General features: G+C 71.2%; 20 protein-coding genes. 2 read left to right on the top strand and 18 right to left on the bottom strand.

The genetic code is table 11. The features are described from left to right. Positions 1-97: 97 nt before the first annotated feature. The 5 genes from AB0N73_RS15280 to AB0N73_RS15260 are packed head-to-tail and all read right to left on the bottom strand — an operon-like array spanning position 98 to position 4375. Positions 98-1093 carry a dihydroxyacetone kinase subunit DhaK gene (locus AB0N73_RS15280; RefSeq protein WP_363565008.1) on the bottom strand — a complete coding sequence of 332 codons (996 nt, stop codon included), beginning with the start codon at positions 1091-1093 and terminating at the stop codon, positions 98-100. Beyond that, positions 1090-1779, bottom strand: a complete 690-nt coding sequence (gene dhaL / locus AB0N73_RS15275; protein ID WP_363565006.1) for a dihydroxyacetone kinase subunit DhaL — start codon at positions 1777-1779, stop codon at positions 1090-1092. Before dhaL ends, AB0N73_RS15280 begins: the two co-directional genes overlap by 4 nt. Beyond that, a complete protein-coding gene (locus tag AB0N73_RS15270) occupies positions 1776-2573 on the bottom strand; it encodes an HAD-IA family hydrolase (RefSeq protein WP_363565004.1) in 798 nt (265 codons plus the stop codon). Before AB0N73_RS15270 ends, dhaL begins: the two co-directional genes overlap by 4 nt. Before the next feature lie 2 nt (positions 2574-2575). After that, positions 2576-3436, bottom strand: coding sequence for a class II fructose-bisphosphate aldolase (locus AB0N73_RS15265; RefSeq protein WP_363565002.1), 861 nt, complete (start codon positions 3434-3436; stop codon positions 2576-2578). Between the two features lie 15 nt (positions 3437-3451). Next, on the bottom strand, positions 3452-4375 hold the full coding sequence (locus tag AB0N73_RS15260; RefSeq protein ID WP_363565000.1) for an SDR family NAD(P)-dependent oxidoreductase: 924 nt from the start codon (positions 4373-4375) through the stop codon (positions 3452-3454). 219 nt (positions 4376-4594) lie between these two features. Between AB0N73_RS15260 and AB0N73_RS15255 the strand changes: the two genes are divergently transcribed. Continuing rightward, positions 4595-5764, top strand: a complete 1170-nt coding sequence (locus AB0N73_RS15255; protein WP_363564998.1) for a flavin reductase — start codon at positions 4595-4597, stop codon at positions 5762-5764. 25 nt (positions 5765-5789) lie between these two features. Here AB0N73_RS15255 and AB0N73_RS15250 read toward each other — a convergent pair whose 3' ends face one another. From AB0N73_RS15250 to AB0N73_RS15210, 9 genes are all read right to left on the bottom strand, one after another. After that, the gene (locus tag AB0N73_RS15250; RefSeq protein WP_363564996.1) at positions 5790-7526 is read right to left on the bottom strand and encodes a helix-turn-helix domain-containing protein; all 1737 of its coding nucleotides are present in this window, start codon (positions 7524-7526) and stop codon (positions 5790-5792) included. A gap of 55 nt (positions 7527-7581) precedes the next feature. Beyond that, positions 7582-8505: an SDR family NAD(P)-dependent oxidoreductase gene (locus tag AB0N73_RS15245; RefSeq protein WP_363564994.1), complete on the bottom strand. Its 924-nt coding sequence runs from the start codon at positions 8503-8505 to the stop codon at positions 7582-7584. After that, positions 8493-9677 carry a branched-chain amino acid ABC transporter permease gene (locus AB0N73_RS15240; RefSeq protein ID WP_363564992.1) on the bottom strand — a complete coding sequence of 395 codons (1185 nt, stop codon included), beginning with the start codon at positions 9675-9677 and terminating at the stop codon, positions 8493-8495. Before AB0N73_RS15240 ends, AB0N73_RS15245 begins: the two co-directional genes overlap by 13 nt. Then, a complete protein-coding gene (locus AB0N73_RS15235; protein WP_363564990.1) occupies positions 9677-10582 on the bottom strand; it encodes a branched-chain amino acid ABC transporter permease in 906 nt (301 codons plus the stop codon). The genes AB0N73_RS15240 and AB0N73_RS15235 overlap by 1 nt, the downstream gene beginning before the upstream one ends. After that, a complete protein-coding gene (locus AB0N73_RS15230) occupies positions 10582-11418 on the bottom strand; it encodes an ABC transporter ATP-binding protein (protein ID WP_363564988.1) in 837 nt (278 codons plus the stop codon). Before AB0N73_RS15230 ends, AB0N73_RS15235 begins: the two co-directional genes overlap by 1 nt. Beyond that, positions 11415-12191, bottom strand: a complete 777-nt coding sequence (locus AB0N73_RS15225; RefSeq protein WP_363565010.1) for an ABC transporter ATP-binding protein — start codon at positions 12189-12191, stop codon at positions 11415-11417. The genes AB0N73_RS15230 and AB0N73_RS15225 overlap by 4 nt, the downstream gene beginning before the upstream one ends. A gap of 103 nt (positions 12192-12294) precedes the next feature. Further along, positions 12295-13590, bottom strand: a complete 1296-nt coding sequence (locus tag AB0N73_RS15220; protein ID WP_363564986.1) for an ABC transporter substrate-binding protein — start codon at positions 13588-13590, stop codon at positions 12295-12297. A 56-nt stretch (positions 13591-13646) separates the two neighbouring features. Next, a complete protein-coding gene (locus AB0N73_RS15215) occupies positions 13647-15374 on the bottom strand; it encodes a CocE/NonD family hydrolase (protein WP_363564984.1) in 1728 nt (575 codons plus the stop codon). Between the two features lie 18 nt (positions 15375-15392). Further along, positions 15393-16487 (bottom strand): LLM class flavin-dependent oxidoreductase, encoded by a 1095-nt coding sequence (locus AB0N73_RS15210; protein WP_363564982.1) that lies wholly within the window; start codon positions 16485-16487, stop codon positions 15393-15395. A 252-nt stretch (positions 16488-16739) separates the two neighbouring features. On the opposite strand from AB0N73_RS15210, the gene AB0N73_RS15205 reads away from it, so the two are divergent. Next, a complete protein-coding gene (locus AB0N73_RS15205) occupies positions 16740-17552 on the top strand; it encodes an SDR family NAD(P)-dependent oxidoreductase (protein WP_363564980.1) in 813 nt (270 codons plus the stop codon). A gap of 143 nt (positions 17553-17695) precedes the next feature. Here AB0N73_RS15205 and AB0N73_RS15200 read toward each other — a convergent pair whose 3' ends face one another. The 4 genes from AB0N73_RS15200 to AB0N73_RS15185 form a co-directional block, all read right to left on the bottom strand. Next, positions 17696-19141 carry an aldehyde dehydrogenase family protein gene (locus AB0N73_RS15200; protein ID WP_363564978.1) on the bottom strand — a complete coding sequence of 482 codons (1446 nt, stop codon included), beginning with the start codon at positions 19139-19141 and terminating at the stop codon, positions 17696-17698. Between the two features lie 31 nt (positions 19142-19172). Beyond that, entirely contained in the window at positions 19173-20465 is a 1293-nt protein-coding gene (locus tag AB0N73_RS15195; RefSeq protein WP_363564976.1) for an ABC transporter substrate-binding protein, read from the bottom strand. Positions 20466-20554: 89 nt separating this feature from the next. Next, complete coding sequence (locus AB0N73_RS15190; RefSeq protein ID WP_363564974.1) at positions 20555-21664, bottom strand: Zn-dependent alcohol dehydrogenase; 1110 nt, start codon at positions 21662-21664, stop codon at positions 20555-20557. Positions 21665-21987: 323 nt separating this feature from the next. Then, the gene (locus tag AB0N73_RS15185) at positions 21988-23469 is read right to left on the bottom strand and encodes an aldehyde dehydrogenase family protein (protein ID WP_363564972.1); all 1482 of its coding nucleotides are present in this window, start codon (positions 23467-23469) and stop codon (positions 21988-21990) included. Between the last annotated feature and the right edge of the window lie 176 nt (positions 23470-23645).

The raw sequence follows: 23645 nt of genomic DNA, 5'->3' as shown, positions 1-23645 counted from the left end.
CCGCGAGACAGCACTTTCGCGCCGAGACGGTGGGTTTAACCCGCTGTCTCGGCGCCGGAGTGCTGTCTCGCGGGTCTAGGGCACGGGCGGGGCGGGGTCAGAAGACGCGGATGGCGATGTCGGCGGGCTGCGCCAGCAGGTCGGAGATCTCGTCGTCGAGGCGGACGACGGTGACCGAGAGGCCGGCCATGTCGAGGGACGTGCAGTACTCCCCGACGTAGCTGCGCTCGATGGCCGCATCGCGCCCGACGAGCAGCTCGTGAGCGATGCCGTAGGCCAGGTAGAGCTCGCTGATCGGCGTCCCGCCCAGCCCGTTGATCATGAGCGCCAGCCGATCTCCGGCGACCGAGCCGAGATCGCTCACGACCGCCTCCACCAGCGCCGTGACCATCTCGCTCGCCGTGCCGATCTCGACGCGCTCGCGCCCGGGCTCGCCGTGGATGCCGACGCCGAACTCGATCTTGTCGGCCTCGAGCTCGAACAGCGGCGAGCCCTTGGCCGGCGGCGTGCAGGCGGTGAGCGCCAGGCCCATCGTGCGCGTGGCGGCGTTGACCTTCTCGCCGATCCGGACGAGCTCGTCGAGACCCGCCCCGGCCTCCGCCGCCGCCCCCACCGCCTTCATGACGAAGAAGTTGCCGGCCACGCCTCGCCGCCCGACCGTGTACAGCGAATCCTGCACGGCGACGTCGTCATCGACGAACAGGATGCGCACGTCGATCCCCTCGGCGATGCCCAGCTCCTGCGCCATCTCGAACGCCATCCGGTCGCCCGTGTAGTTGTTCACGATCAGCAGCACGCCCTTGGCCGACGCGAGACGCTTGATCGTCTCGATCACGTACTCCACCGGGGGCGCGGCGAACACATCGCCCGGGCACGCGGCCGTGAGCATGCCTGGGCCGACGGTCATGACGTGCGCGGGCTCATGCCCGGAACCCGAGCCCTGGATCACGGTCACCCGATCGTCGCTGGGCGCATCGGTGCGATGGATGAGGTTGTACTCGGGCACGTAGCGCAGCGTGTCGGGATTGGCCAGCGCCAGCCCCCGCAGCATCTGCGGAACGAAGTCCTGGGGGTCGTCGATGAGCTTCTTCATGATGCGCCGTCTTCCTTCTCGTGATCGGAGCGCGGGACGTCGGCCCGCGCCGGGGGGCCGCTCCGCGGCCAGTCGTCCGCGAGTCGCCCCGCGATCACGGCCAGCGCGACCGCTCCGGCGTCGGGCGAGCCGATGCTGCGCTCTCCGCTGTAGCTGGCCCGTCCTCGACGCGCCTGCAGCGCGCTGGTCGCATCCGCCGCCGTGCGCATCGCATGGGCGAGGACGGCGGGGTCGGTCTCGCCCGCGTCCGCCGCGGTCTCGAGGGCGTCGGTCGCCGGGATCAGCGCGTCGAGCAGGGTCTTGTCGCCGAGCTGCGCCTTGCCGCGCGCCTGGATCCCCTCGGCCGCGGAACGCAGCAGCGCCACGACGGCGGCCGGATCGATCCGGTCCGCGTCCCGCACCGACAGGGAGGCGCGCAAGAACCCGGTGCCCCAGATCGGCCCGGACGTGCCGCCCACGCGGCTCGAGATCGTCATCGCCGCCGCCTGGAGCAGCGCGGCTGCGGTGTCGTCGGGGTACCCGTCGACCTCCGCGACGACGCGCTCGAAACCGCGCGCGAGCGAGTACCCGAAATCGCCGTCGCCGACGACGGCGTCGAGCTCGCCGAAATAGTCCTCGTTCTCGACCGCGGTCACCGCGATCGAGCGCACCACGAATCGGACGGTCTCCACCGAACTGCGCGTCACGATCTCTCCCCCTCCTGAGCGGTGCGCGCTCTGCGCACCGCATCCACGTCGTCCAACACGACCTCTCGTCCGGGTCGTGCGGCACCCGTACCCGCGAGCACGCGCGCCGGCTCCTCCGCGTCGCCGAGGCTGCTCAGCACGAGCGCCGCGCCGTCGAAGTCCTCCTCCGCCGTGTACGCGCTGACGGTGACGATGGTCGCGATGCCCGCGGCGCGCGCGGCGCGCAGACCGATCGCGCTGTCCTCCACGACCACCGCGTCCTCGGCGGGGACGCCGAGTTCGGTCAGGGCGTGCAGGTAGATGTCGGGGGCGGGTTTCTTGTGCGCGACCACATCCCCCGCGAACACGGCGAACCGCGCGGCCAGATCGGCGCCGACGGCACGGCGCAGCACGGCGCGCACCGACGGCTCGGCGGATGTCGACGCGACGGCGAGCCGCCAGCCGGCGGCGGCGGCCTGTTCCGCCAGCCGCGCGACACCCGGTCGAGGGTCGATCCGCCCCGCGTCGATCTCGCGGGTGTAGATCTCGGTCTTCCGGCGGTGCAGGGCGGCGATGAGGTCGTCGAGCTCGCCGTCGCTGCGCGGGAAGCCGGGCCACCGCGCGGCGAGCGCGGGGGTGAACTCCGCCCGCATCCGCTCCTTGCCGCCGCCGATGCGCACCCGCTCGCCGTACTCGGCGACCGTCCACACCACGGGCACGCCGAACTCGTGGAACGCCTGATTGAACGCGGGCAGGTGACCGGACATCTCGGTGTCGGCGAGCACGCCGTCGCAGTCGAAGATCAGGGCGGGCATGGTCACCGCGCCTTTCCGGCGCTGCCGAAGGTCTCGGCGAACCCGACGACCAGCGCGACGACGTCGTCTCGGGTGCTGCGGAACAGCGACGGCGGATCCCACCTGCTCTGCGCCCGGGCGCCTTCGAGGAAAGCGAGCTCGCTCTGCATGAAGCGCTCTTTGAGCGCCGTCGAGATGTTGACCTTCGCGCATCCGCGCGCGATCAGATCCTGGAACTGCGCATCGCTGAGTCCGCTGCCGCCGTGGAGGGCGATCGGCACGGGGTGCGCCGCGACGATCTGGCTGATGCGCTCACCGTCGAGCACCGGGGCGACCGTGTAACTCCCGTGCGCGTTGCCGATCGCGGGCGCGAACACGTCGACGCCGGTCTCACGGAGGAAGCCGAGCTGCACCTCCAGGCTCTGCCGGACGGACTCCTCGTCGGAGCCGTGGTCGTCCTCGACGCCGGTGATCGACTCGATCTCGCCCTCGACGTGCGCGCCGTAGCGACGGGCCTCGGCCACCACCTCGATCGTCTGGCGCTGGTTCTCGGCCACCGGGAGCTCCGACGCGTCGAACAGCACCGAGTTCCACCCGTTCTCGAGGCACGTCGTGATCACGGCACGGTCGGGGCAGTGGTCCAGGTGCAACGCGACGGGGACGGGGATGTCGCGGGTGAGCTCTCGCCACATCGCCGCGATGAGCCCCGCGCCCATGCTGCGCACCGTCTTCACCGAGGTCTGCACGATGACGGGCGAGGACGCGGCGACCGCGCCGGCGAGCACCGCCTCGAGCGTGAGGTCGTTGAAGACGTTGATCGCCGGCACGCCGTAGCGCTCGGCGAACGAACGGTCGACGATCTCCTTCAGGGACTGGACGGGCATCGGCGCTCTCCTTCGTCAGTGGGTGGCCGGGTGCGGCTCGGCGGCGCGCAGCCGCCCGGACTCGGTGCGGTAGCGGTCGAACGCCCGCAGCCGCTCGGCGGCGGCCGCGGGATCGGTGCGGTAGTCGTCGTAGGCGGCCAGGATCCGCTCCTGGTGCCGTCGGAGCCCCTCGCGCGTCTCGATGAACGGCAGCACGTGGAGCAGATCGTGCTCGATCGCGTGCCGCACGTGCTCGGCGAGTTCCACCGGGTCCATCCCGCCCTCGTACAGCCGCTGCTGCGCGGCGACGAAGCCGGGGTCGTCGCGGAAGCTCGATCCGTCGGCCAGGTCGTCCGGGCGGCGCTCCAGCGCATGCGCGATGTCGGTGCGGACGCTCGCGGGGCAGAGCACCGAGACGCCGATGCCGTGCGCGCCGAGCGAGAGCGCATAGCTCTCCATGAGAGTGATCACCGCGGCCTTGGATGCGGCGTAGATGCCGGCGACCGGGCTGCCTTCGAAGCCGGCCATGGAGGCCACCGAGACGATGTGCCCGCCGCGGCCCGCGCGGATCATCCGCGGCAGGACGGTCTGGATGCCGTTGACGACGCCGCCGAGGTTCACCCCGAGAACCCAGTCGAAGTCGGCGTACGTCGCGGCGTCCAACGGGCCGAAGCCGTTGACCCCCGCCGTGTTGAAGAGCAGCGAGACGGTGTCGGCGAAGTGCGCCTCGATCTCGTCCACCGCGCGCACCCAGGCGTCTCGGTCTCGGATGTCGAGGGGCACGGCGTAGACGTCGATGCCCTCGTCGGCGAGCCGCGCCGCTGCCTCGTCGAGCGCGTCACGGCGCACGTCGATGATCGCGATCCGGCACCCCAGGCGTCCGAACACCTGCGCTTGACCGAACCCCACGCCCGATGCTCCGCCGGTGATGACGGCGACCCTGCCCTCGAAATCCTGCACGCGATCCTCCTCCGGACGGGTCGGCTCCGACCCTCGGGTCTGCGTCGACCCGCGCAGCCGTCGCGGCCGCTCACCTCAGCGTGCCCCACGGTCTCCGGCGCACGTGGTCTCACTGTGAGACGAGCACCCGCGGCCCGGATGCGGCGTCTCACGGTGAGACCTGTTCGCCCGAGCGGGGGCGGTTACGGTGACGACAGGTGCTTCGAGGAGGAGGAACCCATGTCCACGACGAGTTCGACGCCCATCCAGTACGACACCGATCTCGGCCTGCCCGTCGTCGACGAGGCGGCATTCCGCAACGTCGTCGGGCACTTCGCCTCGGGGGTGACGGTGATCACGACGGCAGACGGGGACGCCCTCTTCGGCACCACGGTCTCGGCGGTGTCGTCGCTGTCCACCGAACCGCCCATGATGCTGATCTGCCTCAACCGTTCGAGCGTCACCCACGACGCGGTCGCCCGCACCGGGCGCTATGCGATCAACATCCTCTCGGCGGCGCAGGGCGAGACCGCCCGCGCGTTCGCGCGCAAGGGCGAGGACAAGTTCGCCGGCGTGCCCCACACGATCGGGGCGCACGGGCTGCCCCTGCTGACCGGCGCGCTCGCTCGCATCGAGTGCGTCGTCGCCGAGACCGCCGTCGGCGGCACGCACACGATCTTCCTCGGCCGGGTCGTCGGCGCGGAGGCGGGCGACGGCGAGCCCCTCGCCTACTATCGCGGCCGCTTCGGCCAGCTCGAACACGCTCTCGAGAACGCGGCCTACGACGGAGCCCGGCGCTGGGTGCTCGACCGTCGCACGCCGCTGCACGAGACCATCGACGTCGAGGCCGTCGCCGCCGAGCTGCGCCTGGACCCCGTCCTGGTCGAGAACGCCCTCATCCGGCTCGCGACCGAGAGCCTCGTGCGCCGGGTCGCGGGATGCGGCTACGAGCCGACGCCGATGACCGCTGAGCTCGTCGACAACCTGTACGACGCGCGGCTGACGATCGAGACCGGGGTGCTGGAGTCGCACCTCGAGCGCGCCGGCGCCGAGCAGGTCGCCGCCATCCGCCGGCTCGGCGAGGACGTGCTCGCCCTGGTGCCGGCCACGGCGGAGAACCTCGACGCCTTCCTCGCGGTGAACCTCGACTACCACTGCGCGATCGTGGATCTCGCCGGCTCCCGCCAGCTGACCTCGACCTACCGCGCGCTCAACGTGGCGACGGTGTGGCGCGAGACGTACACCGCCGAGGACTGGCAGCGGCAGATGGGCGAGTCGTTCCTGCACCGCATCACGGAGGCCGTCGAGGCCCGCGACGTGGACGCCGCCCAACGGATCGTGCGCGAGCAGATCGAGTTCGTGAAGTCGGGCGCGAAGGACGTGATCGCCGCCCACGGCGGGCAGGTCTGAGCGCGGCCGGCGACCGCGCCGCGCCTCACCTGCTGCTGGGGATCTGGAAGCCGAACTGCCGGATGCGGCGGTACATGGTGGCGCGGGAGATCCCGAGCGCCTGCGCGGCCGCATCGCGGTTCCAGTTGGATTCCCGCAGGGCCCCGAACACCAACTCGCGCTCCGTGCGGGCCAGCAGACCCTCGCCCCCCACCGACAGACCGCTCGCCGCGACCTCGGTCGGCAGGTCGTCCAACGTCAGGACCTGGCCCTGGCACGCGACGAGGGCGGCGGCGAGCACACGACGCAGCTGACCGACGTTGCCCGGCCAGCGATGGCGCGAGAGGATGCTCGTCACGTCGGGCGCGCAGCGCACCTCGCGGCCGCCGAGCGCCGCCAGCACGTGATCGACGATGGCCGGGATCTCGGTCGTCCGCTCGCGCAACGGCGCCACCTCGACGGTCACCGGGAAGGTCGACTCGGCCTCCGGGATGGCGCGGGCCGCGGTCGCCGCGATCCACTGCGGGGCGTGTCGGACGACCTCCAGCGTCCGGTGCAGCGCCGCACCGGCGAGCACGTCGAGGTGGCGGATCAGCACCGGCCCCGACCGCGCGTGCGTCTCGATCCGCGCGATCCACGCGACGGGATCCACGCCCGCACCCGTGGCGTCGACCTCGACGCAGGGCGCCGCCTGGTGGGCGGCGAAGGCGCGCCCGGATCCCGGCTCGCCCGTGATCAGCACGGGCAGCCGCAGGGCGACGGCGCGGTCGAGTGCGGTCGCGCCGCGGCCTGCGCCGGGGGTGTCGAGGAAGGTGCGCGCGGGTTCCGCCACGCGGGTGAGCGATGCCACGGCGCCGCGCCGCCCGCGCGAGAGCTCGACGACACGGCAGTGCACCCGGTACTGGTCGTGCCCGAGTCGCACACTCAGCAGCCGCGACCGCCCCGCGGCGCTCACCTCGAGGACGGTGCGGCGCAGCAGGTCGGCGTCGACGAAGTCCCGCAGCAACTGCTGCGCGGCGTTGTTCGCCACGAACACTTGGTTGCTGATGCCCACGACCGCCAGCGACGGGCGGCGCGAGTGGCGCGAGAACGCCTCGAAGAGGGTGCGCTCGTCGCCGTCGCTGGTGACGGCGATCTGCTCGTCGATCGACCGTGCGAGGCTCTGCGCGTAGGGCACGATCATGTGGTTGGCGCTCGAGATGCGCTGGCACATGACGAGCACTCCCGCGATGCGTCCGAAGATGTCGCGCAGCGGGACGCCGGCCGAGACGAGGTTGTGCTCGGACGTGCGGTAGTGCTCCTCGGCGACGACCATGAACGGCTCGAGGCGCTCCATCGAGATGCCGGCGCCGTTCGTCCCGACGGAGGTCTCGCGGTAGGTCGCCCCCACGCCCCCGCCGCGCTTCATCCCCTCGCGCACGACGCGTTCGTCGCCCACGATCGGGTGCACCTGCACGCAGTCGCGGTCGAGCAGCAGCCCCCACGCGTCCGAGTCGCGGCACTGGTCGCCGAGCGCTCGCATGATCGGCTCGCAGGTGTCGGCCAGGCGCTGCCCACGGGTGGTCTCCGCCCGGAGCACCGGCAGGTCGACGGCCTCCGGATCGACGCCCGAGTCGAGCGATCGGGTCCATGAGCTCAGGATCTCGGGCGCGAGCAGTCCGGCACCGGCGACCCCGAGTCCCTCGGCCAGGAATCGCTCCCGCACGCGTGCGACCTCACCCCGCGTGCGCGCGTCGAACCGTGCGGCGTCGCTCATCCGACCACGCGTCGTCATCTGCGTCATGTCAGCTCCCTTGTTGACATCGACGGCGTCCTCGCACTCGGAGGACACGCCCATGTTAGGTCACGGCGCCCGTCGCGTCGGCGCGCGCACGAGCACTCTCCCGGAAGCGCGCGAGCGCGCGCAGCCGCTGTTCGGCTCCCTCGAGATCCAGTTCGTCGGTGTCGGGGACGGCATCCAGGATCCGCCCGAACGTCCGTTCCAGGTCGTCGCGGACTTCGGGATACGGAATCGCGTACAGCTCGTCCCGCTCGATCGCCCGCTTGAGGTGCAGGGCGAGGTGCTCCGGATCCATCCCGTGCGCGTACACCTCGCGCAGGCTCTCGACGAACGCGTCGTCGGTGAGGACACCCGAGGCGTCCGCCGCGGCGCGCGTCAGGTGGGCCTCGGAGATGTTCGAGCGGATGCTGGCCGGACACAGCACCGTCACCCCGATGCCGTGCGCGGGCAGGGCGAGGGCGAAGCTCTCCATGAGGCTGATGACCGCCGCCTTCGCCGCGGAGTAGGGACCGGTCATCCGGCTTCCCTCGAAGCCCCCGACGGACGCGACAGAGGTCACGTGTCCGCCGCGGCCGGCCGCGATCATACGGGGCACGATCGTGCGCAGCCCATTGACGACGCCGCCCAGATTGACCCCCAGGATCCAATCGAAATCGTCGTAGGTCATCGTCTCGATGGAGCCGAACCCGTTCACCCCGGCGGTGTTGAACAGGAGGGTGATCGGGTCGCCGAAGTGGGCCTCGACCTCATCCGCCGCCCGCGCGTAGGCCGCCCGGTCGGTGATGTCGAGCACGACGGGGAACGCCTCGACGCCCTCGCGAGCGAGGTCGTCGACCGCGCCCGCGAGCGCGTCGGCCCGCACGTCGGCGATCGCGACGCGCACGCCCGCGCGACCGAACACGCGCGCCTGGCCGAGTCCCGCGCCCGAGGCGCCGCCGGTGATGAAGGCCACCCGCCCCTCGAAGTCCTTCACGGCGTCCACTCCGCCGCTTCGCGGGCCTTCTCGCGCTCCCGGCGCCGCGTCGAGGGTCGCCGCAGCGGCGTGGTGATCCACAGCGCGAAGACCTTGAGGAGGTGCGTGAGTCCCCGCGGCTCGAACATCAGGATGAGAACGAGCAGGAGACCGTAGACGACGACCGAGAACTGGCCGACGGGGATCCCGAAGGTGCCGTCCGGCACGGAGGCACTGGGCTTCAGGAAGGGGATCATCTCGGCGTAGCGCCCCGCCAGGAGCGGGATCGAGCAGATCACGAGACTGCCGACCACGGGGCCCCACGAGGTCGACAGACCGCCGACGGTCACGATGATGATGAAGGTCAGCCCCATCCCGAGATTGAACTGCTCGACGCTGACGAAGCGCAGCTGCGCGACGTAGAACGCCCCGCCCACGGCCCCCATGGCGCTCGAGATGGCGAAGACGCCCACCATGCTGCGGGCGGGATTGAGTCCCACGACCCGGGCGGCGAGCTCGGAATCGCGCAGGGCCATGATGTTGCGCCCGCCGGGCGAGCGCATCAGCAGGTGCACGAGCAGCATGCACACCCCCACCACGACCCAGACGAGCATGAAGAGGCCCTGCTGGTAGCTGTAGGTCATGCCGCCGAACTGCAGGGCGGCGAAGTCGAGCGGGCCGATCGACATGTTCAGCGGCGCACGTCGACCGCTGACCCCGCCGGTGAGATCCGACCAGTTGACGAAGATGTACTGCCCGATGAAGATCAGGCCGAGGCTGAGGACGATCTGGTAGACGCCCTTCAGCCGCAGGGCGAACGGCGCCACCAGGACTCCGGCCAACGCTCCCATCACGGCGGCCGCGACGAGCCAGACGGGAAGCGGGAGGTCGGCGACGGATCCCACCGCGACCGCGGTGAAGGCGCCGATCGCCAGGAAGAACGGCTGCCCCATCATGATCTGGCCGGCGTAGCCGTTGACGACGTTCAGCCCCACCGCCGCGATCGAGAAATAGCCCACGGTGATGCCCAGCGACAGCAGGAACGAGTCCGCGGTGCTGAGGGGCAGCACCACGGCGAGCGCCACAAGCAGGAGGGCGCCGTACCGCGTCCACGGGGTGCGGAACACCCGCGTCTCACGGCGGATGTCGGCGGATCGGTCGCGACCGGCGAGGGTCGCTCTGGCGCTGCTGACGGTGGTCATCATGCCCTCCGGAACTCACGTGCGGCGAACAGGCCGCTGGGACGGACGAGAAGGACGACGATCATGATGATCCACGGCAGCACCGTGGAGAATCCCTGACCGAAGCCGGCGGGGGCGTACCCGAGCGCGAGCGCCTGGACGATGCCCAGGACGAGTCCGCCGGCCACGCAGCCCGGCAGCGATCGGATGCCGCCCAGGATCAGGGCGGGGAGCGCCGTGAAGGCGACGACGTCGAGTGTGGGGCGCAGCCCGCCTCCGGCCTCGGTCGCCATGAACACACCGGCGATGACCGCGGCGCCCGCGCTCATGAGCCATGCGTAGGGCGCGACCCGGCGCGGGCTGATGCCCTGCACGTAGGCGGCCTGGTGATCGGACGCGAGCGCCCGCATGCCGACGCCGACGCGCGTGTGCTGGATCACGAGCCAGAAGATCGCGAGGACCACGAGGCTCAGCACGATCACCCAGATGTCGCGCTGCGAGATCGCGATCCCGCCCAACCGGTAGGTGGTCAGGCCCCACGGGTCGCCGAGGAGCAGCACGTCGGCGCCCCAGGTCGACACGGCGACGGCCTGGCTGAGACTCAGCAGACCGATCGTGACCAGCAGGATCGCCAGTCCCGCGGCCGACACGGTGGCCCGCCGATCGATGCGCTGGAAGATCAGGTAGTGCACCGCCAGGCCGATGCCCGCCACGATGAGGATCGCGAGTGCGAGCGCGAGCCAGAAGTTCAGCCCCACGCCGCGGTGGAGCTCGTAGGTGATGTACGCGCCCAGAAGCACGAACGATCCGGGCAGCAGGTTGAAGTGCCCCGTGGCTTTGAGCAGCACGACGAAGCTCAGCGAGACCAGCGCGTACAGGAACCCGAGCGCGACGCCCGAGATCGCGATCTGCACGAAGGTGTCCATCAGTCCTCCCCTCCCGCCCGCACCGGCGTCGGCACCGGGCCGTCCGCATCCGATGGCGTCGGCGAGGCGGTCCCGCTCGCGCCCAGATAGGCCTCGACCACCTGCGGGTTGGCTTGGATCTCGGCCGGCGTGCCGAGCCCGATCGGCTGGCCGAAGTTCAGCGCCAGGATGCGGTCGGCCACATCCATGACCAGGAACGTGTCGTGCTCGATCAGCACGATGGTGAGCGCCATCTGGTCCTGCAGCGTGAGGACGTGCCCGATGAGCTCCTCGGTCTCGGAGTGGTTCATGCCCGCGACCGGCTCGTCGAGCAGCAGCAGCTTCGGCTCGCCGGCGGCGGCCTTGGCCAGCTCCACGCGCTTGCGCGTGCCGTAGGGCAGGCTCGCGATCGGCTCGTGCGCGAGATCGGCGAGACCCAGCAGGTCGAGCACCTCGTAGGCGCGCGTGCGTGCGGCGATGTCCTCGCGCCGCGCGCGGCCCCACCACACCAGGCCCGAAGGGATGCCCGAGCGGATCTTGCTCGCACCCCCGACGAGCACGTTCTCCAGCACCGTCATGGTCGAGAACAGGCCCAGGTTCTGGAAGGTGCGGGAGATCCCGGCCCCGCCGATCTGGTCGGCGCGGCGCCCGACGAGCGAGACACCGTCGAAGACGATGTCGCCGGTGTACTTCACGAGGCCGCTGAGGCAGTTGAAGAGGGTGGTCTTGCCGGCCCCGTTCGGGCCGATGATGGCGAAGAACTCGCCCCGGGCGACGTCGAAGCTGACGGAGGAGACGGCGGTGACGCCGCCGAAGCGCACGGTGATGTCGCGGGCGCTGAGCAGGACGTCGGTCATGACGCCGCCCCCGCCGTGCGGGCCCGGTGGGCCGATCGGAACGACGTGCGCCCCTCGCCCGCCACCCCGAGGTACAGCTCCTGCACGGTGCGGTCGTCGAGGAGCTCGCGCCCGGTGGCCTGCCGCGCGACCCGCTTGCTGTCGAGCACGTAGGCGTAGTCCGCGATCGACAGCGCCATGGCCGCGTTCTGCTCGATGAGCAGGACGCTCGTGCCCTGCCGGTTGATCTCGACCACGATCTCCTTGATCTGCTCGACGATGAGCGGCGCGAGGCCGAGGGACGGCTCGTCGAGCATGAGGAGGGTGGGCGACTGCATGAGGGCTCGCCCGATGGCGAGCATCTGCTGCTCACCGCCCGACATCAACCCGGCCAGCTGCCGGCGGCGTTCACCGAGGATGGGGAAGATGCCGAGCACCCGGTCGCGGCTCTCCCGGGCGGCCGCCTTGGACTGGGTGAACCCGCCGGCGACGAGGTTCTCGTCGACCGTGAGGTCGGGGAAGACGCGACGCCCCTCCATCACCATCGAGATGCCGCGCTGGACGCGGCCGGAGGGGCTCTTGCCCTTGAGGTCCTCGCCGGCGAAGCGCACCGACCCGCGGTCGAGCGACCCGCCCGTGTAGGGCAGCAGGCCCGAGATGGCCGCGAGGGTCGTGGTCTTGCCGGCGCCGTTGACGCCGAGCAGGACCACGATCTGTCCGCGTCGAACCGTGAGACTGACGCCGTCGAGCGCCCGCACGGCGCCGCCGGCGTAGGAGACCGAGACGTCGGCCATGTCGAGGAGCGGCGGCTCGTGGGCCGCTGCCGGGTGTTCGGATGCCACGCTGCACCTTTCGTCGTTCCGTGCGGCCGGGCCGGAGCCCGGCCGCACGAGCGGATTACTTCGAGAGGGACTCGAGGTAGGACTGCGCGACCTCGGAGTCGTAGTAGTACTCCTCGAGCGCGAGACCGGTGGGCACGCTGCCGTCGATGCGGAACATCGACAGCTTGTGCGGCGGCACGCGGTCCTCCGGCGAGGTGCCGTAGACCACATCGCCGCCCACCATGCCGAGCTCGTCCTTCCAGACCTCGATCTGGGTGGCCGCGGTCGCGATCCCCTCGCGGCTCGCGTCGCCGTTCTCGATCGCCGTGGCGAGCACCTTCGCGCTGAACAGCGCGTTGACGTAGCCGGTCATGTGCGCGTTGGCGGAGGGGGTCGCGTCGGGTGCGACAGCGGCGAGATCCTCGATCATCTGCGCCTGTCCGGGGGCGTCCGTGCCCTCCCACTGATCGCCGGGGACCGAGATGATCGCGTTGGTCGCGAGCCACTCGGCACCGGGACCGGTCGCGAGGGTGATGTTGTAGGCCGAGTTGCTCGCGAGCACCAGCGGCGCGAAGTCCTGCTGCACCGACTGCACCGCGAGGGTCTGCAGGAACGCGCCCGTGCCGCCCGCCATGACGACCTCGCACCCGGCATCCTTCAACGCCGTGATCTGCGGGGTGAGCTGCTCGGCGTTCGGAGCGAACTTCTGCTCGGTACCGGCGGTGAGCCCGAGCTCGTCGACCGTGTACTCGAAGGTCTCCTGGATGTACTCGCCGAGGGTGTCCTCGACGGTCAGCGAGCAGAAGACCGCATCCTGCGCGTCATAGGTCTCGATGGCGTAGGGGATGAGGCTGGCGGCGTGGGCGCTCGTGAGCGGGAAGGTGGGGATGACGTGCGGCTCGAAGAGCAGGTTCGGAGTCGTCCCACCCGGCACCAGCGTCATGTTGTCCTGCTCGACCGACGGCAGCAGGGCGTCGATGATCGTCGAGCCGAGGACGACCGAGATGAGAGCGACGTCGTCCTTGAACCCCTCGTAGAGCGGGATGGCCGTCGCGGCGTCGTACTTGGTGTCCTGGTTGACGACCTCGACGGTCCATCCCTCGAGGTCGCCGCCCGGCGAGGTCGCCCGGTGGAACCCGGCTTCCATCCCCTCGATGTTCGTGATCGCGCCCGCGAAGACGCCCGAGACGGGAACGAGGGCCCCGACCTTGATCGTCTTCGCGTCGACGTCGACTCCCGGTCCGCCCACGAGACCGCCGCCCGCGTCGGCGGTGCCTCCGCCGCCTCCGGTCGGGGTGCCTGCGCACGCGCTGAGCGCGAGGCCGGTGACCGCGACGAGCGCGATCCATCCTGCGGTGTGTGACTTCTTCATTGAAGTGCTCCTTGTGCGTCGTACTGCTCAGTGCCCGAGAAGGCGGGTCGCGCCCGTCACGGAAGGGATGGGGGGATGATCGGCAACAGGATGCGCGACGGGTACGGCGCGCTGTGATGCACGTGCTGGACCGCCCGCCGCCCCTCCCGGGGGGAGACGAGGCTGTTGTTGGCGAGGAGCCCGAGGTTCGGGTCCCAGTTCGGATAGCTGGAGCTGGCGACATCCACGCGCAGACGATGCCCGGCGCGGAAGAGCCAGCTCGTGGCCCACAGATCGATGCGGTACTCGACGACCTCGCCGGGGACGACGGGGACGGCCTCGTCCTGGCCCTGCCGGAACTTGGCGCGGACGATCCCGTCGACCACGCCCAGCGCGCGGCCGTCCGGGCCGACGTCGATGAGCCGGGCGACGAAGTCGGTGTCGTCGGCCTCGGTCGACGCGTGCAGGACGACCGAGACGGGTCCCGTCACCTCGGTGTCCTCGGCGAGCGGGGCGCTGATGAACCGCAGGAGATCGCTCCGGGCGTCGAGCGGACGCTGATCGCGCGGACCCGCCCCCCACTCGGTGCCGCCGTCGATCCCGCCGGCGAAGATGCCGGACTGACCGCCGCGCATCGGCACGGGGTCGGCCGGGTCGTGCACGTAGGACGTCGCGGCATCGACCGCCGAGGGCGCGTCGTCCGACAGCACTCCGCCGGGGTGCAGGTACCAGGGCGTCCACCGCGTGCGGGCGAGGGGCCACTCCTGCTCCTCGCGCCAGACGCCGGCGTTCATGACGTAGAGGGTGACCGGAGCGCCCGGGATGTCGTCGTCCGCTGCGGCCGCGCGGGCGAATCCCGCCACCGTGCGCTCGAGCCCGACACCCGCGGCTGATGCGGGGGCGCCGAAGCTCAGGTCGCCGACCGTGCCGCTCTGATCCGTGTGCTGCCAGGGTCCGATCACGAGCCGCTGCCCGGAGCGCGCCCGCTCGGTCGCCGCGCCCTCGCGGAGGGTGACGAAGTTGTCGATCGTGCCGCCGAGGAAGAGATCGAACCAGCCGCCCACGTGCAGGGCGGGCACGGCCACATCCTCGCGTCGGTCGCGATAGCTCACGCCCGGCCAGAAACTGCCGGTGGTGTCGTGGCGCAGCCAGCGGTCCCAGGTGGGGAGGACCTCGCTGAGCACCGGCGCCTCGATGAGCGGGCCGCTTCCCACCGACGCCCACACATCCGCTGCGTGGCGCCCGAACCGGCGCAGCGCATCGCCCACGTCCTCGCCGTGCGCGGCGCGGTAGAGCAGGCTCTGCAGGGTCTTCATGGTGTACCAGCCGGTGAGCTGACCCATCTGCACCGCACCCCCGCGGTACGCGAGCCCGGTCTGGTAGTCGGCGGGCGTCACGATCGGGATGATCCCGGCGAGGGCCGCCGGCGCGTGCACCGCCGCCGCGAGCTGCACCATCCCCGAGTAGGACAGCCCGTACATCACCACCCGACCGCTGGAGAACGGCAGCGCGCCGCACCAGTCGATCGCGTCGAGGGTGTCGGCCTCCTCGCCCTCGAACGGCACGAAGTCGCCGTCCGAGTCGCCCGTGCCCCGGCAGTCCTGGACGACGACCGCGAACCCCGCCTGCAGGAGAGCCACGACCGGGATGTTGCGGGTCAACGGCTCGCCGTAGGGATTGCGCACGAGGATGATCGGCTGCGTCTGCCGGTCGGTCATGCGGTGCACGACCGACCGGAGGATCACGCCGTCGCGCGCGATCATCGCGACGCCGCTCTCGACGAGCCGCTGCGTTGTGGTGTTCACGACGACGGACATCGATGCTCAGACGGCCGCGGGAGCGGACACACGCGCGTCGTAGGCGACGCGCGCCTTCGGCGCGACCTCGGTCGCGAACAGCCGCAGGCTCTCCTCCGCCACGTCGTGGGGCATGCCGCCGAACGCCGGCGCCACGATCAGCTCGTACTCGCCCATCACGTCCTGGATCCAGGCCAGCTTCTCGACGAGCTGCTCGGGCGAGCCCGCGAGCGCCGCCTCGGCGTAGTCCCGCCCGGCCTTCTCGACGCCCTTCTCGCGGAGCGCGTCGGCCTTCTCCGCATAGCGCTCGTAGCCCTTCTGGGTCGCGAAGTGCGTGCCGAGGAACTCGTAGTGGTCGACGTTCTGCTGCCAGAAGTTGCCGATGTACTCGTACATCCGGGCTTTCGCGACCTCGGGGTCGCGGTGGCAGTACATGTTGACGTTCAGGCAGATGGGCGCCGGCTCGTCATCCCACGTCTCGCGCCACAGCCGGTCGTAGACCTGGAACGTCTCGACGAGCTTGTCGACGGGGCGCAGGATGAACGACATCACGTTCACCCGGTTCTTGACCGCGGCGACGATCGAGTCCTCGGATCCCGCGACGGTGTACATGCGGTCGGCGAAGCTGCGGATCGGACCCGGCTTCAGCTGCATGCGCGGCTGCGGGTAGAACGGTCCGTCGCCCTCGATAAACCCGGTCTCGAGCGCCTGGATGATCATGGGGACCATCTCGTCCATGCGTTCCCGCGACTCCGAGACGGGAATCCGCATCCCCTCGAACTCGATGCGCGCCACGCCTCGGCCCATGCCGAAGATCGCTCGCCCGTCCGTGAGGTTGTCGAGCAGCAGCAGCTTCTCGGCGACCCGCAGCGGATCGTTCCAGGGCAGGATGACCGCGCCCGTGCCGAGCTTGATCCGCTCGGTCTTCGCCCCCACGTACGCGAGCCAGAGGAGGTTGTCGGGGCAGAACGAGTAGTCCGTGAAGTGGTGCTCGACAGCCCACACGCTGTCGTAGCCCAGCTCCTCCGACAGCACCGCGAGGCGCGTCTCGTTCTGCACGAGATCGTGCTCGGAAACCGTGGTGTCGAAGCGGCCGAAGCCGAAGTTCACGCCAATGTGCATCGTCGATGCTCCTTCGCAATCGTCGGTTCTCCCGGGTCGACCCGGGGCCCTCTCGGGGTGCGACCACGGTAAGCACGGGGCCCTGCCCGCCGAGGTCTCAAGCTGAGACGGCGCGGGCGCCGTCAGATTGAGACCCCGCGGCTCACCACGGGCACCGAGGATGGGAGGACGGGCAGGCAGACCGGCCCCGCCCCCGCGTCCGCGCTCGCGCACGGCGCGCACGGACCGGACATCGAGCGGACGGAGGGCCCCATGGAGGGCATTCGGGATTGGCACGGCCGGGTCGCGGTCGTCACCGGCGGCGCGAGCGGCATCGGCAAGGGCATCGCCGACGCGCTGCGCGCCGAGGGCGCCCAGGTGGTCATCGCGGACCGGGATGCGGCAGCGATCGAGCGCGTGCGCGCCGAGGGCTACTCCGCCGTTCCCACCGACGTGACCGACCCCGACAGCGTCGCCGCCCTCGCGGAACGGGTCATCGCGGACCACGGGCGCGTCGACCTGCTGGTTAATAACGCCGGCGTGGGGCCCCGGTCGCCCGTCGCCGACCTGACGCTGGCGGACTGGCGGTGGGTGCTCGAGGTGAACCTCATGGGCGTGGTGCACGGGGTCCACTTCTTCCTTCCGCACCTGGTCGCGAACGAGCACGGGGCCTGGATGGTCAACACCGCGTCGATGTCGCGCTTCTTCACGCCACCCGGCTACGCGCCGTACGTGGCGAGCAAGGCCGCGGTCGAGGGGCTCAGCCTCACGCTCGCCGCCGAGCTCGCCGCCGACGGGCACGAGGTCGGGGTCACGGTGCTGCATCCCGGCGCCGTGCGCACCAACATCAAGTCGAGCCTGCGCAACCGGCCCGCATCCGTCGGCGAGAGCGGGCTCGTCGACGTCGACATCGCGCAGAAGATCACCGACGAGGGTATGTGGATCGGCCCCGACGAGGCGGGCGCGATCGTCCTGCGGGCCATCGCGAACGGCGACCGTTACGCCTTCACCCACCCCGGCATGCTCGGCGATGTCGAGACCATCTTCCGTTCCGTCCACGCCGCGATGACCAAGTACCCCGCCTAGCCCCGCCGGGGCGGGACCCCCGCCGGGGCGGGCCCCGCGCCGGCGGGGGACCCGCGCCGGACCCGCGAGACAGCATCCTGGCGCCGAGACAGCGGGTTTAACCCACGGTCTCGGCGCCGATGTGCTGTCTCGCGGGTCTGGTGTCAGGCGAAGATCGACTTCGTCGCGAGGAAGTTCTCGAGCGCCTCGGGGCCGTGCTCGCGCCCGAGACCCGAGGCCTTGTACCCGCCGAACGGCGATCCGTAGTCGGGGCGGTAGCCGTTGATGCCCACGGTTCCCGTCGTCAGCCGGCGGGCGACCTGCAGCGCACGGTCGTCGTCGGCGCTGTACACCGCTCCGCCGAGCCCGTAGGGAGTGCCGTTCGCCAGCGCGATCGCGCCCTCGACGTCGTCGTACACCTGCACGGCCACGACCGGTCCGAACACCTCGGTCTGGATGAGCTCGCTGTCGGGAGCCGCGCCGCGGATGACGGTCGGCTCGTAGTAGTAGCCCACCCCATCCCGGGCTCTGCCACCGGTGAGCACGTCCGCACCGGCCTCGCGCGCCCGTTGCACCAGCCCGTCGACCCGCGAGCGGATGCGGTCGGAGACCAGCGGCCCCAACTCCGTGTCGACGCCACGGGGGTCGCCGACGCGGAGGTCCTGCGCCGTCGCCACGAGCGCGTCGACCAGCTCGTCCCGGCGGGTCCGCGGCACCAGCACGCGAGAGAGGAGGAAGCAGGTCTGCCCGCTGTTGAGGAAGGAGTTGCCGCGCAGATCGGCGACGACGGCCGCCGCATCCGCGTCGTCGAGCACGACCGCGGCCGACTTCCCGCCCAGCTCCAGCGTCACCGGGACGAGCCGCTCCCCGCAGCGCGCCGCGATGCGGCGCCCCACCTCGGTCGACCCCGTGAACGCGATCTTCTGCACCCCCGGGTGGTCGACGAGCGCCGCGCCGGTGTCGCGGCCGCCCGTGACCACGTTGACGACACCGGCCGGCAACCCGATGCGCTCCACCGCCTGCGCGAGCAGCAGTGCGTCCAGGGGCGTCTCGGCCGCCGGCTTGATCACGACCGTGCAGCCGGCGGCGAGCGCCGGGGCGAGCTTGGCCATGAGGAGCGACTGCGGATAGTTCCAGGGCACGATGAGCCCTACGACGCCCACCGGCTCGCGCCGCACGCGCGTCTGGCCGGGGAACACCGCGTTGTCGCGCAGCGCCTCCGACCGGAACGACCGGGCCAGGCCGGCGTAGTACCGCAGCTGGCTCACCGGAACGGCCGAGCTCAGCACGCGCGACAGCCCGACGGGCTGCCCCATCTGCGCCGTGACGAGGTCGGAGACCTCGGTGCCGATCCGCTCGAGCTCATCGGCGAGGCGCTCCATCCATCCCGCGCGCTCCGCCGCATCCGATCGACCCCACTCCCCGGCCAGTGCGCGCGCGGCCGCGCGGACCGCCGCATCCACGTCGGCGGGAGTGCCGTCGACGGCGGAGCCCACGGGCGCGAGGGTGGCGGGGTTGACGACCGGCAGCCGCGCGCCGGATGAGGGGCGCCAGGCGCCGCCGATGAAGTGGGTGTCGAAGACCAGCGGCTCCGTCGTCGTGGTGGTCATGGGAGTGTTCCTCTCTGCCGGCGCGGCCGGGTCACTCGGCGATCGCCATGAACTCGCGGGCGACGTCCGCGTCGTAGTAATAGGTCTCGAGGCTGAGCCCGGTCGGCACGTCCGCGTCGACCCGGAACATCGAGACCTTGTGCGGCAGGATGCGCTCGTCGGCGGATGCTCCGAACACGATGTCACCGCCGACGAGTCCGAGCTCGTCCGGCCAGACCTCGAACTCCGTCACCGCCTGCACGATGCCCTCGCGGCTGAGGTCGCCGTTCTCGATGGCCCGCGCGAGCACCTCCGAGGTGTACAGCGCGTTCACGTAGCCGGTCAGATGGGCGTTGGCGGTGGGCGTGGCATCCGGATTGACCGCGGCGAGATCCTCGCGCAGGTTCGCCTGCCCGACGGCGTTCGTCCCCTCCCACTCGTCGCCGGGCACCGAGATCAGCACGTTCTCGCTGATCCAGTCGGCACCGGGTCCGGTCGCGACGTTGATCGAGTAGGCGGCGTTGCTCGTGAGGAAGAGCGGCTCGTAGTCGAGCTGCGCCGCCTGCACCGCGAACGCCTGCAGGAAGGCCCCGTACCCGCCGCCGACCACCACGTCGCAGCCGTCCTCCTTCAGCGCGCTCACCTGGGGGCTCAGCTGATCGGCGGTGGGCGCGAGGGTGACGTCGATGCCGCGTTCGAGTCCGAGGCTCTCGACGGCGAAGTCGGTCGCGGTCACGAAGCCCTCGCCGAACGGTTCCTCGACGGTGATCGTGCAGAACCGCGCGTCGCCGGCGTCGTAGTTCTCGACCGCGTACGGGATGAGTGCGGCCGCGTGCGCGCTCAGCAGCGGGAACGTCGGGATGATGCGCTCCTCGCGCACCTCGCCGGGGTTGGGGCCGGCGCCGATCATGAGCAGGTTGTCATCGGTGACCGTGGGCAGCAGCGCATCCATGATGGTCGCCCCGAGCGCGAGGCTGATGATGGCGATGTCGTTCTTGAACGACTCGTACAGCGGGATCGTGGTGGCCGTGTCGAACTTCGTGTCCTGGTTCACGACCTTCACGGTCCAGCCCTCGAGCACACCGCCCTCGGAGGTGGCCCGGTGGAAGCCGGCCTCCATCCCCTCGATGTTGGTGATGGCGCCGGCGAAGATCCCGGAGACGGGCACGAGCGCACCGACGGTGATCGTGCGGGTGTCGAGGTCGATCCCCGGACCTCCGACGATGGCGCCGTCCGCGCCCCCGCCTCCGCCGCCGGTGCCACCGGTGGGCGTGCCCGCGCAGGCGGCGAGCACCAGAGCCGAGGCGGCGAGCGCCGCTGCGATGGAGAGGGGACGTCTGTTCATGGTGGTGCTCCGGTTCTCTGCGTTGAGGTGGAGGGATGGGGTGGGGAAGGTGCGGATGGGGGTGTCCCGAGCGCGGGATGCGGCGCCGCTCAGCGCGCGGCGAAGTCCGTGATGACGCTGCGTGCCGTGGTGCCCGTGCGCAGCTCCTCGTACGCATCCGCGACGTCGTCGAGGGCGATCTCGCGCGCGATCAGATCGTCGAGGTTCAGCCGGCCCTGCTGGTAGAGGCGCGCGTATCGCGGGATGTCGGCCTTGATGTTCGAGCTGCCCATGTAGATGCCCCGGATGGTGCGCTGCGAGATCAGGAGGTCACCCGGGTCCACGGCGATCGTGGACCCGGGACGGTGGATGCCGATGAGGTTCGTGTCGCCGCCGACGCGGGTCATGCGGATGGCGTCCTGCGTCGTGGCCGCCAGCCCGATGACCTCGAAGGCGTGGTCGACGCCGCCGCCGGTGAGCTGATGGACGGCGGCGACGACATCCTGTTCCCCGTCGGCGTGCACGACGTGCGTGGCCCCGAAGCGGCGGGCGAGAGCGAGCTTCTCCTCCTGCGCGTCGATCGCGACAATGGTCGTGGCGCCGGCGAGGCGTGCGCCCGAGATGACATTCAGGCCCACACCGCCGAGACCGATCACCGCGACGCTGTCGCCCACCCGGACGTCCGCCGAGTGGATGGCGGCCCCCGCGCCCGTGATCGTGGCGCATCCGAGGATCGCCGCCACCGGGAAGGGGAGGTCGTCGGGCACGGGCACCACCTGGTTCTCGTGGGCGAGGGTGAGCCCCGCGAAGCCGCCGGTGCCGAACGCCGACACGACCGCCGTGCCGTCGGGTCGCCGCAGCCGCGGAGGCTGGTCGGGCCGGCGCACCGTCGCGGCGGGGTCGGTGCACTGGAAGGTGCGGTCGGTGCGGCAGGCCGCGCACTCGCCGCAGAACTGCACGAGGGATGCCACGACGTGCTGCCCGGGAACGATGCCGGTCGTCTCGGGACCGACTGCGAGCACGATGCCGGCGACCTCGTGTCCGAGGACGGCCGGGAACGGGACGCCGAGACCGGTCGTCGCGGCGTGGAGGTCGGAGTGGCACAGTCCGGAGGCCTTGACCTCGATCAGCACCTCGCGGCCGATCGGCTCGTCGACCTCCAGCTCCTCGATCGTGAAGCCCGCGCCCAGCGCGGTGACGACGGATGCCCTGGTGCGCATCGCTCTCCCTCTCCTCTGTCGGCGGGCAGCGCCGGACAGCGCCGCTTCGCACCGTGGGACGAAGTCGCGCTCTCGTGGTCGGGACCCTGCGTCCCGGTCGGGTGGCTGCGTTGCCGCGCGGCCTCGGTGCCGCGTGCACTCACGTTAGGACCGGACGCGCCCCCCGCACCGTCTCATTGTGAGATCCCCCGCCCCGCCCCGATCCCCGCCCCCTCCCCGACCCGCGAGACAGCACTTTCGCGCCGAGACAGTGGGTTTAACCCGCCGTCTCGGCGCCGGAGTGCTGTCTCGCGGGTCCCGTGGCGGACCCGGGGCCGGCGGGTTCAGAGGGGGTAGTGGCCGGGCTCGCGGCGGAGGGTGATCCAGCGGGTCTCGGTGAACGCGTCGATGTTGGCCTGGGCTCCGCCGTGGCGCGACCCCGTGCCCGAGGCGCCGACGCCGCCGAAGGGCGCGTTGGCCTCGTCGTTCACGGTCTGGTCGTTGATGTGCACGATGCCGGTCGGGATGCGGCGGGCCAGGTCGAGGGCTGCCAGCCCATCGCGGCTCACGATGCCCAGCGACAGCCCGTAGTCCGTGGCCGAGGCGAGGTCGACCGCCTCATCGTCCGTCGCGAACGACACGACCGACGCGACCGGCCCGAACACCTCGTCGGAGTACGCGGCGGCATCCTTCGGCGGGTTCGCGAGCACGGTGGGCCGATAGAACAGCCCGTCGTACGTGCCGCCGGCCGCCAGCGTCGCGCCCTGGGCCACGGCATCCTGCACCAGGGTGTGCACCCGGTCGCGCTGGACCTCGTCGATGAGGGGCCCGAGATGCACCTGCCCCGCCGCCGGGTCGCCCACCACCATCGACTCCGCCTTCGCGGCCAGCTTCTCGACGTACTCGTCGAACAGCGATTCGTGCACGATGTGCCGCCCCACCGTCATGCAGATCTGCCCCTGGTGGAGGAACGAGCCCCACGTGGCCAGATTCACCGCCTGATCGACGTCCGCGTCGGCGCGCACCAGGAACGCCGAGTTGCCGCCGAGCTCCAGGTGCGCGCGCGTGAGGTGGCGTCCCGCGAGCTCGCCGACGATCCGGCCCGCCCGGGTCGACCCGGTGAACGCGATGACACGCACGTTCGGGTCGGCCACGAGCGCCTCGCCGACATCCGCGCCGCCGGGCAGGAGCTGCAGCACGCCGGCCGGCAGCCCCGCCTCCTCGAAGATCCGCACCATCGACACCCCGCCGGTCACCACCGTGCGCGGGTCGGGCTTCAGCAGCACGGCGTTGCCGAGCGCGAGCGCGGGGGCCACGGCGCGGATGCCCAGGATCAGCGGCACGTTGAAGGGCGAGATCACCCCGACGACGCCCACGGGCACCTGCTGCGCCAGCGAGAGACGCGGCTCCTCGCTCGAGAGGATCGACCCGAGCGGCGCCGACGGCAGACCCGCCGCCTCGTAGCATTCCGCCGCGGTCACGTGCAGGGCGAAGCCCGCGAGCGGCGGGATCGCCCCGACCTCGCGGATGTTCCAGCCCATGATCTCGTCGGCGTGCTCCTCCCAGAGCTGAGCGGCCTTGCGCAGGACGGCCGCTCGGGCCGGGTGCGGCGTGGCGGCCCACTCCCGTTGGGCTCGTGCGGCGGATGCGGCGGCGCGCGCGACATCCGCGGCATCCGCCATGCCGACCTCGACGAGCACGGCACCGGTGGCCGGCTCGACGGAGGGGACCGAGCCGGCACCCCCGGCCACCCACTCCCCGTCGATGAAGACGCGCCCCTCGAAGACACTCGGATCGATCAGCGTGGACTGTTGTGTGGTCGACATCATCGACACCTTTCCGGGCATCGTCGCCCCGTTCGTGTGAATACATCTTCACCCACCCGCGAGACAGCACTTCCGCGGGGGGGCCGTGGGTGTTTAGCCCGGGCTGGGCGGCGGGGGGGGGTTTTTGGATTGGACACCCGGTTTTTACACGTCCCCCACAACAAATCGTCTTTGTC

Source organism: Microbacterium sp. NPDC089189 (genome assembly GCF_040685095.1).
Classification (GTDB): domain Bacteria; phylum Actinomycetota; class Actinomycetes; order Actinomycetales; family Microbacteriaceae; genus Microbacterium.
This window is presented reverse-complemented; position numbering and strand designations above follow the sequence as displayed.